The organism is Streptomyces sp. BPTC-684 (assembly GCF_030028635.1).
GTDB lineage: Bacteria > Actinomycetota > Actinomycetes > Streptomycetales > Streptomycetaceae > Streptomyces > Streptomyces noboritoensis.
On sequence record NZ_CP124863.1, the window covers coordinates 6,705,007 to 6,718,328 of the forward strand.

General features: G+C 72.1%; 11 protein-coding genes and 1 pseudogene. 9 read left to right on the forward strand and 3 right to left on the reverse strand.

Annotation, left to right across the window (positions count from 1 at the left end; genetic code table 11):
- Nucleotides 1–2,019: 2,019 nt before the first annotated feature.
- The 8 genes from QIY60_RS30040 to QIY60_RS30075 all read left to right on the forward strand — a co-directional run bounded on the left by QIY60_RS30040 (nucleotide 2,020) and on the right by QIY60_RS30075 (nucleotide 9,977).
- Nucleotides 2,020–2,415, forward strand: a complete 396-nt coding sequence (locus tag QIY60_RS30040; protein WP_283145316.1) for a hypothetical protein — start codon at nucleotides 2,020–2,022, stop codon at nucleotides 2,413–2,415.
- A gap of 56 nt (nucleotides 2,416–2,471) precedes the next feature.
- Complete coding sequence (locus QIY60_RS30045; protein ID WP_283145317.1) at nucleotides 2,472–2,894, forward strand: phage tail protein; 423 nt, start codon at nucleotides 2,472–2,474, stop codon at nucleotides 2,892–2,894.
- A gap of 90 nt (nucleotides 2,895–2,984) precedes the next feature.
- Nucleotides 2,985–3,737, forward strand: coding sequence for a LysM peptidoglycan-binding domain-containing protein (locus QIY60_RS30050; protein WP_283145318.1), 753 nt, complete (start codon nucleotides 2,985–2,987; stop codon nucleotides 3,735–3,737).
- Nucleotides 3,737–5,647, forward strand: a complete 1,911-nt coding sequence (locus tag QIY60_RS30055) for a VgrG-related protein (protein WP_283145319.1) — start codon at nucleotides 3,737–3,739, stop codon at nucleotides 5,645–5,647. Before QIY60_RS30050 ends, QIY60_RS30055 begins: the two co-directional genes overlap by 1 nt.
- A 43-nt stretch (nucleotides 5,648–5,690) precedes the next feature.
- Nucleotides 5,691–6,161 carry a GPW/gp25 family protein gene (locus QIY60_RS30060; RefSeq protein ID WP_283145320.1) on the forward strand — a complete coding sequence of 157 codons (471 nt, stop codon included), beginning with the start codon at nucleotides 5,691–5,693 and terminating at the stop codon, nucleotides 6,159–6,161.
- Complete coding sequence (locus QIY60_RS30065; RefSeq protein WP_283145321.1) at nucleotides 6,161–8,119, forward strand: putative baseplate assembly protein; 1,959 nt, start codon at nucleotides 6,161–6,163, stop codon at nucleotides 8,117–8,119. The genes QIY60_RS30060 and QIY60_RS30065 overlap by 1 nt, the downstream gene beginning before the upstream one ends.
- A 53-nt stretch (nucleotides 8,120–8,172) precedes the next feature.
- Entirely contained in the window at nucleotides 8,173–8,682 is a 510-nt protein-coding gene (locus tag QIY60_RS30070) for a phage tail protein (protein ID WP_283146120.1), read from the forward strand.
- Nucleotides 8,679–9,977, forward strand: a complete 1,299-nt coding sequence (locus QIY60_RS30075) for a zinc ribbon domain-containing protein (protein WP_283145322.1) — start codon at nucleotides 8,679–8,681, stop codon at nucleotides 9,975–9,977. Before QIY60_RS30070 ends, QIY60_RS30075 begins: the two co-directional genes overlap by 4 nt.
- Nucleotides 9,978–9,986: 9 nt before the next feature.
- On the opposite strand, the gene QIY60_RS30080 is transcribed toward QIY60_RS30075, so the two are convergent.
- From QIY60_RS30080 to QIY60_RS30090, 3 genes and pseudogenes are all read right to left on the reverse strand, one after another.
- Entirely contained in the window at nucleotides 9,987–10,532 is a 546-nt protein-coding gene (locus QIY60_RS30080; RefSeq protein ID WP_283145323.1) for a GNAT family N-acetyltransferase, read from the reverse strand.
- A 23-nt stretch (nucleotides 10,533–10,555) separates the two neighbouring features.
- Nucleotides 10,556–11,782, reverse strand: a complete 1,227-nt coding sequence (locus QIY60_RS30085; RefSeq protein WP_283145324.1) for an epoxide hydrolase family protein — start codon at nucleotides 11,780–11,782, stop codon at nucleotides 10,556–10,558.
- A 346-nt stretch (nucleotides 11,783–12,128) separates the two neighbouring features.
- Nucleotides 12,129–12,881, reverse strand: a pseudogene (locus tag QIY60_RS30090) (hypothetical protein); the annotation flags it as partial.
- Between the two features lie 183 nt (nucleotides 12,882–13,064).
- Between QIY60_RS30090 and QIY60_RS30095 the strand changes: the two are divergent.
- Nucleotides 13,065–13,277, forward strand: a complete 213-nt coding sequence (locus QIY60_RS30095; RefSeq protein ID WP_283145325.1) for a hypothetical protein — start codon at nucleotides 13,065–13,067, stop codon at nucleotides 13,275–13,277.
- Nucleotides 13,278–13,322 lie beyond the last annotated feature (45 nt).

Genomic DNA, 13,322 nt, shown 5'->3' on the forward strand with positions numbered 1-13,322 from the left:
AGGCCCGCCGCCACGGTCCGTACTCCCGATGCTGCTGGTCCTGATCCGGTACGTACCGCGAATCGACCAGTCGACCGGACTGTGCCGGACAACGGGGCGCGTACGTCTCCGGGTGCCCAGGTCGGGGGTGGGGTGCCGCCGCGTGGCTCCGCACCGACCGGGCATGGGCCGCGCCTTGATGCGGGATCTCGTGTGAATACGCCCGGTGGCTCTGCTGCGTCTGACGCCGGGGCGCGTATGTCTCCGGGCGCTCGGGCTGGGGGTGGGGTGCCCACGCGTGGCTCCGCACCGACCGGGCATGGGCCGCGCCCCGATGCGGGATCTCGCGTGAATATGCCCGGCGGCTCTGCTGCGTCTGGCCCTGGGTTGGGTACGTCTCCGGGCGCTCCGGTGCAGCGTGCTGTGCCCGCGCGCGGGCCCGCGCCGACCGAGCCCGGCGCTCGTCCCGACCCGATACGCCCCGCGACCTCGCCCGGCGGCGGTGCGGATTCTGCTCCCAACACCCGTATGGCGCCCGGCAGCCCGGTCGTACAGCGGGCGGCTTCGGCGCAGAGCCCCGCATCGACCGCCCGGACCGAATCTGCCGGGCCGTCCGGCTCCCGACCCTCCCCGGCGCCCCGTCGTACGCCGACGAGTGGGCCCACAGCCGCCCTTGACGGCGCGATGCCCAACGACGGCCGCCCTTCCCGGGCCGCCGACCGGCCGGAGCGTGCGCCCGGCGCCGACCGGACGTCCAGCACGGCGCGGTCAGGAGTCTCGGCCGGTGGAGGTCTCGGCACGTCACGCGCGCCGCTGCCGACTGCGTCGGTCCAGCGGGCCGTGTCCCAACCGACGTCCGCGCCGAGCTCCGGCGGGGGAGGGGTGCCGGGCGCCAACCGACCGTCCGGCACCGGGGATTCGTCCCCCGGCTCTGTCGGCGCCCGGAGCCAACCCGCTCCTGCCCCTGCCCCTGCGCCGATGCGCACCGCGGCCGACGCGCCTGCGGCGCAGCTGCCTTCGGTGCGGCCCTCGGTGAACGCACCGTCCAACGGAGATCGTTCGCCCCAGGTAACCGACGCGGCGGACACCGTGCAGCGACGGGCAGCAGCCCCCGGTCGCCGACCGGAGACGAGGCAGCCCTCCCCGGCACAGGCGCGCCGCACGCCGACCACACCGGCTCCGTCGACGTCCGGTACGGCTCGGCATACCAGCGCTCCCGCCGTCCCTCCGGGTCCTGCGACGCCTCCGGTGCAGCGATCCATGACGATCCCGGGCGCCACCCCGGCCACCTCCAGCTCCCTGCCGGGACCGACGACCGGGAAGGCCACCCTCCGGCACCCCGTCGACACTTCCGTACACCCGGTCCAGCGCAGTACTTCGGCAGCCCGTGCGGGTCTCGGCGCCCCCGTCCTGTCGAGGCCCGTCGCCATCGGCCCGAGCCCGGCCGTTCGAGCCTCCTCGCCCGGGAACCCGGCCCCGGTTCCTGGCCCGGGTCCGGTTCCTGGCCCGGCCCCGACTCCCGGCCCGGCTCCGGCTCCCGGGCTGGGTCCGGCCGCCACCACTCCGGCTCCGCACAACTCCACCCCGGCCCGGCGCTCACCGCTCGGTCCCCCGCTCCCCGCCCCGCCCGCCGACACCATGCCGCTCGCCGGGCGGCGTACGGCACCGGGCCCGGGCGTCGGCAGCACCAACGGCGGTACACCCGCGCCGGTCCAGAGAGCCGCCGCACCGACCACCAGCGGTGCGGTGCCGCTCCCGCCCCCTTCGCCGGGGGTCGCCCCTTCCCTGCCCATGGCGCCCCCGCCGCCGGTCCACCACGCCCCGGCCACGACCCCGGCGACCGGGAGCGACCCCCTGGTCCAGCGCGCACTCGGCACCCGTCCCGCGCCCTCCAAGACCGTGCCCCTGCTCCGCCCTTCCGCGCCCGGTGCCGTCGGCACCCGGACCCCGTTGCCCGTCACCCGTCTCACTCCGCCCCCGCAGACACCCCCTCACCCGCTCCACTCCGCCCCCGTACCAGCAGCAGGTGCCCAGGCCCCCGTGGGCACCACGTCGATGCCGACGGTCCAGCGTCTGCCCGGCCGGAGCATCGGCGCGCTCGCCGCCTCCACGGCGTCCACCGTGGCCACCACGCTGGACCACCTGGGGAGCTCCTCGACCGGCCAAGCCCCATCGGCCGACCCTCTGCCGTCGTACAGCGCGACACCGGATGACGGCCTGCCCTCCTACACACCGGGCCCCACGCCTTCGGCGGCGGCGGACTCGCTACCCGCGTACACGGCGGTGCCCGCGGGCGGGTTCGATCCGCGCGAGCTCACCGAGTTCCAGCTCGACGAGCTGGTGCACCGGATCATCGGGCGGATCACCCGCCTCATCCGTACCGAACTGCGCCTGGACCGCGAGCGGATCGGCCGGCTCCGCGATCCCCGCCCCTGACCGGGCACCACCAGCGAAACGGCCACGGCCACGACAGAACAGAAAGGCTCACCCCGATGCCCCGTCAGGACCCGGGCTCCACCATCTGGTTCACCCTCGCCATCGACGGCGAGAGCCTCGGTTACTTCAACGGGTGTCAGGGCCTGTCGTCGCAGGTGGAGATCGAGCACCGGCAGGAGGGAGGCAACAACGGCTTCGTCTGGGCGCTGCCCACCCGCGTCACCTTCTCCACCATCCGGCTGACCCGCCCGCTGACCCCGGACACCACCAAGGTCGCCAAGTGGATCTCCTCCGTGCAGACCGGGGTCAAGCGGCCCACCGCTCAGATCTCGGCGCTGCGGGCGGACGGGTCGGAGGTCGCCCGCTGGGGGCTGATCGACGTCCTGCCCGTCAGCTGGCAGGGACCGACCCTCGACCCGTCGAGTCCCGCCGTCGCCACGGAGGTGCTGGAGATCGCCCACCACGGCTTCACCGACTGACGGCGGCCCTGGGGCCTGTCGCCAAATTCCCGGGGAATTTGACGACAGGCCCGAGGGCCCACAGCACGAAGGACCGCAGAGGAAGAGAGCATGGCCAAGAACAGCAAGAGCGCGGGCGGCAAGGGCTCGGGCGGTAAGGGCGCGGGCAAGAGTCTCGTACGCGCCACCCTCGCCATCCACGAGCCCCCGCTCGGCACCAGCACCACGCCCGGCGGGCTGATCGAGACGTTCGACTTCGACTTCAACCCCGCGCAGCTCTCCCTCAGCCGCCGCGCCCAGTGGCACGTAACGGTGGCCCCGGCCGTACGGGACGGTTCCAAGCCGGAGTTCCTGGGCCCGGAGGCCCGCGAGATGAGCCTGGAGATCTTCCTCGACTCCTCCGACGAGCCGACCGGCGACACGGTTCTGAAGAAGGTGGAGACGCTGCTGAGCTGCTGCGAGACCACGGACACGAGCATGTTCGCCGACCAGCCGTCGCCGCCCTGGGTGGTCTTCGAGTGGGGGTCGTTCTCCACGGCCCGGTTCACCGCGTACGTCTCCTCCGTCGAGGCCTCCTACACGCTGTTCGGCACCACCGGTGTTCCCATCCGCGCCACGTGCCAGATGCGGCTGCACGAGATCCCCTCCAAGACGAAGCGGCAGAACCCGACCTCGGGCGCGCTCACCGCGCGGCGGGTGCACCGGGTCGTCGCCGGGGACACGCTGCCGTCGCTGGCCTGGCGCGAATACGGGGACGCCACCGTCTGGCGTGCGATCGCCGAGGCGAACGGCATCGACGACCCGTCCCGGCTCGGGTCCGGCACCGAACTCGTCCTGCCGGCCGCCGAGGAGGTGCGCCGCTGATGGTGCAGCCCGCGTTCTCCACCCTCATCCACGTCACCATCGGCGGCAAGGAACTGCCGCCGGACATCGCCCCGTTGCTCGTCGACGGCTGGGTCGACCAGGGGGCCGGCGTGCCCGCCGCGTTCCGGCTCACCTTCCGCGACCCCGGCCGACTGGTCCTCGACGAACTCAAGGCGCAGTTCGGCACCGAGGTGGTCCTGACCCCGATCGCCGACGGACGGGGCAAGGGCGACCCGTTGCTGACCGGGGAGGTGACCGGTCTGGAGGCCGACTTCGAGGGCACCGGCACCTACACCGTCATCCGCGGCTACGACTACGGCCACCGCCTGATGCGCCAGCGCCGGGTCGTCGCCTACCGCAATCAGCTCGCGTCCGACATCGCCCGCACGCTCGCCGTCCAGGACGGGGTCCGGATCGGCCGGATCCAGTCGACGGACACGCTGTACGAGTTCATCAGCCAGCCCAACGTCACCGACTGGGACTTCCTCGCCCGGCTCGCCGACGAGAACCAGGTGGTCATGTCGCTGGATGCCGAGGGGCGTTTCCAGTTCGTCAAGCCGAAGGCGTCCTCCGGCGCACCCTCGCCCCGGGCCGACAGCGACACGAGCCCGTTCGTGCTGCGGGCGAAACGCGACATCCTGCGGCTGCGGGCCGCGGTCACCGCGGCCGACCAGGTGGGCAAGGTCGAGTCGCGCGGCTGGAACGTCACCACCAAGAAGAAGATCAAGGAGACCCAGAACGTCAGCACTGACACGGGCATCAGCATCGGCACCACCCCGAGCCGGATCGCGAAGAAGTTCAAGGCCGCCAGGCTCGTCGAGACCGGTGTGCCCTACGACAAGCAGGCCGAGGTCCGGCACGCCGCCGACGCCCTCGCCGCCGACGTCACCTCGTCGTTCGCCGAGCTGGAGGTGGCCGTCCGAGGCAACCCCGAGCTGCGGCCCGGCGTGCCGGTGGCCCTCTCCCGTGTCGGCAGGCCCTTCGAGGGCAAGTACACCGCCACCTCGGTCCGGCCCGTCTTCGGCGACGGCAAGCACTACGAGTCCTGGGTGACCGTCAGCGGACGACAGTGGCGCTCCCTGTACGGACTGGTGTCCGGCGGGGCGGGCGCGGACGGCGCGGGGGCGCGGCTGCCCGGCGTCGTCAACGCCGTCGTCACCGACGTACAGGACCCCCTTGAGCAAGGCAGGGTCAAACTCACCTTCCCCTGGCTCGACGACGCGTACGTCAGCGACTGGGCGCGCAGCGTGCAGTTGGGCGGCAAGGGCGGCGGCGGTGTCTTCCCCATGGACGTGGGCGACGAGGTGCTCGTCGCCTTCGACCGTGGCGCCCTGGACCACCCCTTCGTGATCGGCGGGCTCTACAACGGCCGCGACAAACCGACGGTGAACGACGTGCCCCTGCACCACGGACTGAAGAAGCAGGCCGCCCGGCACACCCTGTCCGACCGCAAGGGCAACCGCGTCGACCTGCTCAGCCAGCAGAGCGGCGGGCGCAAGCAGGGTGTGCGGATCGCCACCGGCAACGACAAGCTGACCATCAACCTCGACCGCACCGAGACCGAGATCACCGTGGACAGTGCGGGTGCCGTCACCATCAAGGGCGGGCGTGCGGTGTCGGTCGAGGCGGGCACCGACCTCACCCTCCGGGCCAAGCGAAACGTGTCCATCCGCGGCGGTGGTTCGATCAGCATCCAGGGCAGCGGTCTGGTCAGCCTCCGGTCTCTCGGGGGTGTGGTGGGCGTGTCCGCGGCGAGTGTCCTCGACATCAAGGCGGGTGCCGCCGCGACGATGTTCGCCGACGCCGGTGTGCAGATCAACTCCACCGCCAATGTGGGCATCCGGGCCGGCACGCTCCTGCTCAACGGTTTGGTCATGGTCAACAACAAGAAGTACCCGCTCCCCTCATGACGAGGACTCAAGTGATCTACGGGAAGGGACGGGTGGTTCTCTGATGGCCGAACAGTTCGTCGGGTCCGGCTGGGCGTTCCCCCTGCGCATCGGGCCCACCGGCGGCATCGCCCTGGTCAGCGGCGAGCGCGAGGTGGAGGAGGCCATCCGGCTCGTGCTGGCCACCTCGCCCGGGGAGCGGCCGATGCGCCCCGAATTCGGCTGCGCCATCCACGACCTGGTCTTCGCCCCGGTCAACGAGCAGACCGCGGGCCGCATCCAGCACGAGGTACTGGTCAGCCTCGACCGCTGGGAGCCGCGCATCGAGGTCCACGACGTGGAGGTCACCGCCGGCGCCGACCAGAGCGTGCTGTACATCGACGTCCGCTACTCGATCCGCGGCACCAACAACCCGCGCAGCCTCGTCTTCCCCTTCTACGTCATCCCCTCCCACGAGGAGCCCGGAGTGCCGGGTCCCTCGGACGGTCCCGGCGGACCGGCCGGCCCCGGCACCCTCCCCGAAAGCGAACACTGATGTCCCTGCCCTCGCCCAACCTCGACGACCGCCGCTTCCAGCAGTTCGTCGACGACGCCAAGCGCTACATCCAGCAGCGCGCCCCCGAGTGGACCGACCACAACGTCTCGGACCCCGGCGTCACCCTCATCGAGACGGTCGCTCACATGGCCGACCAGATCGTCTACCGCCTCAACCGGGTCCCGGAGAAGAACCACCTCGCCTTCCTGGACCTGGTCGGCATCACCCTGTTCCCGCCGGGCGCGGCCCGTACCGACGTCACCTTCTGGCTGTCCGCACCGCAGGAGGAGCCCATATCCGTGCCGATGGGCACCGAGGTCTCCACCACGCGCACGGAACGCGACGAGGCCGTCGTCTTCGCCACCGAGCGCGACCTGACCGTCGTCCCGTGCTCGCTGGGCCACCTCGTGGTGCAGCACCACGGCGAGCCCGTCGCCGACCGCACCGCCGACCTCGTCGAGGGCCGGGACCTGGCGTGCTTCGCCGAGTCACCCCGCCCCGGCGACTGTCTGCTCCTGGGTCTCAGCGCCGCCGTCCCGCACTGCGCGCTCGCGCTCGAACTCGACAGCCGCGTGGACGGCGTCGGCGTCGACCCCCGTCAGCCGCCGCTGGTGTGGGAGGCGTGGACCGAGGACGGCTGGCGGCCCTGCGAGGTCGACCGCGACGGCACCGGCGGCCTCAACCGCCCCGGCGACATCGTCCTCCACGTCCCGGGCGGCCACGTCCTGTCCCGCACCGGCGGCCAGGAGGCCGGGTGGGTGCGCTGCCGTGTCACCGACCCCCGACCCGGCCAGCCCTTCTACACCACCACACCCACCATCCGCTCCGCCGAGGCGTACACCATCGGCGCCACCACCCGCGCCGTGCACGCCGAAACGGTTTACAACGAGGCCCTCGGCGAATCCACCGGCCTGCCCGGCCAGCGCCTGCGCCTGGCCCACACCCCCGTCGTCGCCGACGACCCGCCCCTGCTGCTCCAGACCACCGCGCACGACGGATGGCAGGACTGGCGGGTCGTCCCCCACTTCGCCGCCTCCCGCCCCGACGACCGGCACATCACCCTGGACGCCACCACCGGCGAGATCGCCTTCGGCCCCGCCGTCCGCGAACCCGACGGCACGTTGCGTCAGTACGGAGCCGTCGCCCCCAAGGGTGCCGTGGTCCGCGCCCGCCGCTACCGCACCGGCGGCGGCCGGTCGGGCAACGTGGCCCGCGGCGCCGTCCAGGTGCTGCGCACCTCCATCCCGTACGTCGCCGAAGTCGTCAACCGCGAGGCCGCCCGCGGCGGCGTCGACGGCGAGACGGTCGAGGAGGCCAAGCTCCGGGCCCCCGTCACCCTGCGCGCCCAGGAGCGCGCCGTCACCCTGCGCGACTACGAGGAACTCGCCCGCCGCGCCGCCCCCGAGACCGCCCGCATCACCTGCCTGGAGGGCGAGGAGGGCGAACACGGCGCCTACGCGGTACGTGTCGTGGTCGTCCCGCAGGCCGTCCCCGACCCCGGTGGCCGGCTCCGCTTCGAACAGCTCGTGCCCGGCGACGACCTGCTCGGCCGCATCACGCGCCACCTCGACGAACGCCGCCTCATCGGCACCCGCCTCGCCGTCGGCCCGCCCTACTACCAAGGCGTCACCGTCGTCGCCACCCTGCACGCCTTCCGGGGCACCGACACCGACCGCGTACGCCGCCAGGCCCACGACGCCCTCTACCGCCATCTCGACCCGCTCACCGGCGGCGCGGACGGCCGCGGCTGGCCCTTCGGCCGCCCGGTCCAGTCCGGCGAGGTCTTCGCCGTCCTGCAACGCGTCCCCGGCGTCGAACTCGTCGACGAGGTCGTCCTGCACCCCGCCGACCCCCTCACCGGCAAGCGCGGCGACCCCACCGACCGCATCGACCTCGACGCCCCGTCCCTCGTCTTCTCCTACGACCACCGCGTCCGTGTCATCGGGGACGGAACGTGAGCGGCGGCAGGGGCTCCGTCGACGGCCTGGGTTCCTCCGCGCCCATCGGCGCCATGCTCCCGGCCGTGTTCGCCGACGACGACCTCGCCCTGCGCTTCGTCGCCGGACTCGACGACGTCCTCGCCCCCGTCCTCAACGTCCTCGACTGCCTCGACACCTACTTCGACCCCGCCCTGACACCCGCCGACTTCGCCCGGTGGCTCGGCACCTGGGTCGGCGCCGAGACCGATGGCACCGAACCCGAGCCCCGCCTGCGCGCCGCCGTCGCGGCCGCGGCCGCTCTGCACCGCGTACGCGGCACCCGGCGGGGTCTCGAAGAGGCGATACGACTCGTGTTCGGCGTCACGCCCGACATCACCGAGAGCGGCGGCGCCGCCTGGAACGCGCGCCCCCTCGGCCCGTTCCCCGGCACCCCGCGCCCCCACCTCCACGTCACCCTCCGGCTGCCCGACCCCGCCCCGGCCGACACCCACCGCCTGGACACCCTCGTCGCCACGGCCCGCCCCGCCCACATGCCCTACACCGTCGAAGTAACCACCGCTGAAAGGACACCGCAGCGATGACCACCCAGCACTGCGCCGAGTGCGGAACCCGCGCGGAACCGGGCCAGTCCTTCTGCGACTCCTGCGGCGCCGTACTCGGCTGGGACCGGGCAGGTGCCCGGACATCCCGCCCCGCGGCCGCAGCCGTCCCCCGGGAGGCCGCCGACCACTCCGGCCCGGCGCCCGCCCCACGGGGTATGCCGGACTCGGCTCCCGTCGGCGGCCGGAACGACACCGACACGACGGCAGATGCGACCACGGACGGACGCAACCGCCCTGCCACTGTCGAGAATCCAGCGCACGCTCCCGCCGCCCCCGCTGCGCACGAAGCGGGCGACACCGCGCCCACCGTCCCAGTGGCCCCTGTAGCGGCATCGGGCGCCGACGCCGACGCACCGGACAGTTCCCCGGAGAGCGACCGAGCCCGCTCCCTGCTCGTCCCCGTCGCCGACCCGGACGCCTCCAGTCCCGCGCCACCTCCCAGCGTCGCCCCCGTCCTGCCCGGCCGCCCCGACGCCGACCGTCCGCAGGTTCGCGGCCCCGGCTTCAGCGAGGACGTCGGCAACGGTCCGCCGTGCCCCTGGTGTTCCACCCCCAACCGCCCCGACCGCCACTTCTGCGCCCGCTGCGCGATGCCCCTCGCCGACGACGGCGCCGCCGCACAGCCCCCGGGCCGCCGCCCCTGGTGGCGCAGGCTCTTCGACCGGCAACGGGACACCCCCTGGGCCGGTGAACGGCCGCCGCTGCGCCGCGTGTTCGACCGCATCGGCACCTGGATCGCCGCCGCGGTCGCCCTGACCCTCATCGTTCTCGGGATCCTCTACATCCCCGACGGCGTCGACGCCGGGCGCGACCACTTCGCCAAGCGCGCCCCGGTCGCCCCGGACGGCGTCCGGGCCTCCCGCTCCTACCCCGGGCACCAGCCGCAGCTCGCCTTCGACAAGCGGAGCAACACCTGGTGGGGTCCCGGCGTCGCACAGTCCGGCCAGGGCGAGTGGATCGAAGTCACCTTCGCCGAGCCCACCCGCCTCCTGGACGTGATCATCACCCCCGGCGTCTCCGCCCGTGCCGACAAACTGGGCGCGTCGGCGCTGCCGCACCGCATCAAGGCGACGGTGACGTTGAAGGACGGAAAGACCACGACCCGCGACATCACCCTCGACCAGGGGGCGGGCGGCCAGCGCCGCCCCTTCCGCGTCGGCGAGGCCGTCAAGGTCCGCCTCACCATCGAGTCGGCCTACGCGGCCTCCGGCGACAAACAGGTAGCCCTCGCGGAGGTCGAGTTCTTCGGCCGCTCCAGCTCGAACCGCATCTGACCGAAAGGATCAGGGTGTGGCGGGGCCTGGCGACAGCGGTCGTTGGAACCAGGCCACGTCCCAGAACTTCCCGAATTTCCGCCCGACTTCCCGGTACACCCCGACGGGCTGGAAACCGAAGCGCAGATGGAGCCGCTGCGACGCCTCGTTGGGCAGGGCGATTCCGGCGAGGGCCTGGCGTACGTCCTCCTGTTCGAGCACCTCGAAGAGCGAGGCGTACAGCAGACCGCCGACGCCGCGCCCCACCTGCTCGGGCGCCACGTACACACTGGTCTCGACAGAGGTCTCGTACGCCTGCTTCGGCCGGAACGCACTGCTGGTCGCGTACCCGAGGACCTGTCCACCCTCCTCGGCCACGAGAAGCCGGTGCGGGCCGTGATCGGGGTGGGCCGCCAGCCACGGGCGGCGCTGCTCGACCGTGAACGGCTCGATGTCGAAGGTGATCGGGGTCGCGACGACGTAATGGTTGTAGATACGGGTCAACTCTTCCAGGTCGTCCTCGGTACCGGCCCGGACCTGCGTACCCACGGCTGCCCCGTTCACCCTGATGCTCATCGGATGACGGTAGCCAGCGCAGATTACGCCTTTGTTTCCTTGCCATCCCCTCCTGTTCCGGTGTTGCGCAGGTCGCGGAAGAAGGCTCGGATGTCGCCGATGAGCAGATCGGGCGCCTCCATCGCGGCGAAGTGGCCTCCCCGGTCGAACTCCGTCCAGCGCACGATGTTGTTGGTGCGTTCCGCGATGTGGCGCAGGATGACGAAGTTCTCGTGCGGGAAGGCGGCGAACGCGGTGGGGACCGGTGAGGGCTCGGGCGGCTGCCCCGAGTAGGACGCGTGGGTGCGCTCGTAATAGATGCGCCCGGAAGAGCCGGCGGTCCCGGTCAGCCAGTACAGCATCACGTTCGTGAGGAGGTGGTCGCGGTCGACGGCGTCTTCCGGTCGGTCGACGGAGTCGGTCCACTCCTTGAACTTCTCGGCGATCCAGGCGAGTTGGCCAACGGGGGAGTCGGTGAGCGCGTAGGCGAGGGTCTGCGGCCGCGTGGACTGGAGGTCGGCATAGCCCTGCTTCTCACGGCTCCACGCCTGCATCCGCGCCCAGGAGGCCCGGGTGCGCTCCTGCTCCGCGGGGCTGAGGGCGGCGAGTTCCTCGTCGGTCGGCTCGGCCGTCGCCCCGGCGCCGGGGATCATGTTCAGATGGACGCCGATGACCTGGTCGGGGCGGATACGGCCGAGTTCGCGGGAGACGGCCGACCCCCAGTCGCCGCCCTGAGCGCCGTAACGCTCGTATCCCAGGCGTTGCATCAACTCGGCGAAGGCGGCCCCGACGCGTTGGTACTCCCAGCCCCTCTCGCGGGTGGGGCCGGAGAACCCGAAGCCGGGGATGCTCGGCAGGACCAGGTGGAAGGCGTCCGCGGGGTCGCCGCCGTGCGACCGGGGGTCGGTCAGCGGGCCGGCGATGTGCTCGAACTCGACGATGGAGCCCGGCCAGCCGTGCGTGATGATCAGGGGCGTGGCGTCCGGTTCGGGGGAGCGGATGTGCGCGAAGTGGATGTCCGCGCCGTCAATCGTGGTCATGAACTGGGGCCACTGGTTCAGACGCGCTTCCGCCGCCCGCCAGTCGTACTCGTGCCGCCAGTAGTGCGCGAGCTCCCGCAGGTAGTCACGCGGAACACCGTAGGCCCAGCCTACGCCCGGCAGCTCGTCGGGCCAACGGGTGAGATCGAGGCGGAGCCGCAGGTCGTCCAGGTCGCTGTCCGGGATGGCGATGCGGAACGGTCGGATGCTGTCGTCCGGAGATGTCGTCATGATGGCGCAGCTTAGGTGTCCGCTCCGATGAGAGATCAAGGGGGTTTATGGGGGTGAGCGGGTAGCGGGTGCGAGGTGCGGACGGTCGGCGCGGCGATGGCGCGAGGGATCCGTCGACGGCTGCTGAGCGGCAGGGCGACGGCGAGGTGAGCCGCCGACGGCGTCACCACGCCCTCGATCCGGGCATCCTCCAGGCGTATAGAGCGACGCTTGCACGGCTGTCGGCCCTGCCGGTTCCGATGGGGATTGCGAACACAGGTGAGCCCCTGTCGTCGTCGGTGGTCTGCTCGATGACGAACGTAGGGGTGGGCCAATGAAGTCGAGGACACTGATGGTGTCCCCTTGCTCACGCGGCGAGCAGGCCGATCTTCAGTGCGAGCTCGGACGCTCGGCGTCGGCGGGCGCTGATCTTCGACTCTGTCTCCTCAAGGAGGATCGACTTCGCGTAGCCGTTGTACCGGATCGTCTCCGGGGCCGCCTCGTACGCCTTGTCCAGCGTCACGATCGCCACGTCCGGTTGGCCGTCGAGTCGGAAGCCCCGAGCCTCCTCGATCCGATGCCGGGCCCTGCGCGGCCGCGAGGGGATCGTGGTGGTGTCCGCGCGCGGCTTGCCTCACCGACTCCGGACCGGCGTGCAGCTCGACCGCCACTGTCACGGCATGCGCACCCATGATGGCCCGCGAAAAGCTGGTCACGGGGTGGAAGTAGTCGCCCGGTGGACGTCCGGCCATGTCCCGCGCCGTGTCCCAGTATCGCCACGCCGTCCCCGTGTCGCCCCGGCGAGCCGCCGTATACCCGGCCCGAACGTGACGGCTCCGGCGACGGCCAGGACAGGATCAGCCGCGTCCGGCAGCTGAGGCGCCAAGTACCGCAGTGCTTCGAGGGTGACCGTGTCGGCGGCGTCGTAGTGGCCCGGTCCCGAGTCGCGGTGAGCCCGTGCCATCAACCAGGCTGCGACGCCCACCGCATGGGGGTTGTCGCTCTGTTGGGCTGCGACCATGCCGCGCTCGGCGATGCGCCACAGCAGGCTGCTGTCGGGCTGGTAGGCCACGAAGAACTGAGCCAGCGAGTAGACCTCGGCCAGCACCGCCTGGGCAGCGCCACTCGGCGGGCTGCTGGGTCTCCACCTGAGTACCGACGGTCGTTGTCTCTTGGCTCCGCCCATGATGGGCCGGGACAATTCCTAGTCGGCGGCGACCTGGTCTGGCAGGCGGTCAGCAGCCAGTGGCCGTCGGCCTGCTTGGAGGGCAAGGGACCGATCGAGGGACGTTGGGTGGAGCGGGTGATCGGGATCGATGACGTCCGACAGGACGTCGCCGTGCTGCGGACCCCGGACGGCCACGGCCGTATCGAGCTGGCGATGTTCCACACGCCGAAGGCGATCCGCTCCGAGCCGAAGGACGCACCGGCGAACACGCTGGGCATTCGTCGCGTCATGTTCGCCGTCGACGACATCGAGGGCATCATCGTCGGTCTGGCCGAGCAGCTCAGCTGAAGGCCGCCGAAGGGCCGTGCACTCACTCCGGCGCCTGGCGGTCTT